2 protein-coding genes and 1 pseudogene are annotated in these 1,011 nt (G+C 32.9%); all 3 read right to left on the bottom strand.

Features of this window, described 5'->3' with window-relative positions; all coding sequences use genetic code 11:
* Window positions 1-235 (bottom strand): annotated as a pseudogene (locus tag GQ589_RS12620) (RHS repeat domain-containing protein); the annotation flags it as partial.
* 53 nt (window positions 236-288) lie between these two features.
* Window positions 289-624: a hypothetical protein gene (locus GQ589_RS11765; RefSeq protein WP_202115103.1), complete on the bottom strand. Its 336-nt coding sequence runs from the start codon at window positions 622-624 to the stop codon at window positions 289-291.
* Window positions 621-1,011 (bottom strand): RHS repeat-associated core domain-containing protein (locus GQ589_RS11760; RefSeq protein ID WP_160426433.1); only part of this gene is annotated, 391 nt, incomplete at its 5' end. The genes GQ589_RS11765 and GQ589_RS11760, both read right to left, overlap by 4 nt.

Here is a 1,011-nt window from a genome sequence, read left to right as displayed (position 1 = left end):
TCGAATCCGGCTGCGTAAACCTACCTATATCCGGATCATAATACCTGAACGTATTGTAATGTAAACCAGTTTCCCTGTCTAAATACTGTCCCTGCTACCTGAGGTTTTGTTCTATGGGTTGGTGTTCGATTTCATGAATGTGTTTACCCCATAGCTGGTAGCTGCATTTCCACAGTATGTCACCGTTTTCATTGGTCAGATCTTCCGGACAGCTATTCAGATCGGTGTGGTAGTAACAATGTAAACTGCTAAATTAGTAGTTAACTTTATGATATTTCATTTTTTATTTTATAATTTTTCAACTAATAATTGTATTCTTGGTTTCCAGCCATTAATCCATTTACTTTCGATTTTAGAGGAATAGTTTTTTATACAATAATAGTCATCTTTATCATGGTGAGAAATGAAACACTGGTCTACACATTGACAAATCCAAATTAAAAGGTTTTTGATGTCAATATCATTTTTAATTATATATTCTTCTACATTTTTTATTATAATCTCAATTAGATTGGCATGAAAAAAACCTTCTTCAAAGAATAAATAGCAAAAAGTATCTTTTATTGAATCATCTCTATTCTGCAAAATTTTATTTTTTAAATCATTTTGTATGTATAAGTTCATTTCAACAACCCGATCCCTTTCTTTTTGCTTTGCTGCTGTGGATTTTTTTCATTAAGTGTACCATCTAAATTGAATACACCCTTGGATTTATTTAAAGATGAAAATGTCTCATAATGATCTTTGTGAAGATTGTCTAGATAGAAATAATCATTTTTCCTAAAAGTAACTCCATTAATTTTTACTTTACTGGTAAATTTGAATATTTCTGCGCCTTGGAATTTTTTGCCTGTTGTTGTAATTGCATGCTTAACTGCATCTATAAAACTCCATCCCCACGGATCGACCCAAGTCAACCCATCAGGCGCATACTGATACAGATTTAAACCACCGGCTAAGCCTATCGAATCCGGCTGCGTAAACCTACCTATATCCGGATCATAATACCTG

Origin of the sequence: Gilliamella sp. Pas-s27, assembly GCF_009795865.1 — a bacterium.
In the GTDB taxonomy this organism is placed as follows: Bacteria; Pseudomonadota; Gammaproteobacteria; order Enterobacterales; family Orbaceae; genus Gilliamella.
Note: the sequence above shows the minus strand (reverse complement) of the source record. Positions and strands in the feature narration are given on the sequence as shown.

What these genes read in the sequence shown, in the direction of transcription:
- GQ589_RS11765 (WP_202115103.1), bottom strand. Translation starts at nt 624, where the DNA reads ATGAACTTATACATACAAAATGATTTAAAAAATAAAATTTTGCAGAAT.